This is a genomic window from Ruegeria sp. AP12, from assembly GCF_056540025.1.
The window spans coordinates 1-602 of sequence record NZ_JBQFVZ010000266.1 but is presented as its reverse complement, the minus strand read 5'-3'; the positions used below and the strand labels follow the sequence as shown (position 1 = coordinate 602).

Genomic DNA, 602 nt, shown 5'->3' with positions numbered 1-602 from the left:
CGGCCGAGTTCTTCAAAGAAATCTTCCATCTGCGCCTCAAGGTAGAGACCGTGCCACAGCACCAGATCCGCGCGGGTCATGGCGACGATATCGCTGCGGGTCTGGCGATAGGCATGCGGATCAACGCCGGGACCCATGAGGCCCTTTACTTCAACCTGATCGCCGCCGACCTGTCGCACGGCGTCGGCAATCATGCCGGTCGTCGCCACGACCTTCAGCGGAGCCTGCGCCCATGCAGCAAGCGGCATGGCCGCGGCGATAGCGAGAGCAGCAAGGAAACTGCGACGAATCATGGTTGATCTCCGGAATTCGGACCCTGTTGCGATTAAATATGAGAACGACTCACAACTAAGTCAATGCTATTGCGAATTAGTCGCAACAAAATCCCAATTTATTTGTCCAAATGGTCAAAAAACTCCCTCGAAACCGCTCTGCTGCCTTCCATTTACCGCCAAGCCGTGCGATTTTGGCGCAAACCTCCCAAAGGATGTGAGAATGGAACCGCAGCGCTCAGACAGCCCCGTGCGCACCGCGCATCTGCCGCAAGTCACTGAACCCAGAAACCCTGGAATGGACCTTGATCTGGATTGGGTAAGGGCCGT

The 602-nt window shown here is 56.5% G+C and carries 1 protein-coding gene; it reads right to left on the bottom strand.

Translation table 11 applies throughout. From position 1 onward, the window contains the following. The coding region (locus tag ACR0E6_RS22670; protein WP_480587630.1) for a metal ABC transporter substrate-binding protein at nucleotides 1–293 on the bottom strand (293 nt) is incomplete at its 3' end. Between the last annotated feature and the right edge of the window lie 309 nt (nucleotides 294–602).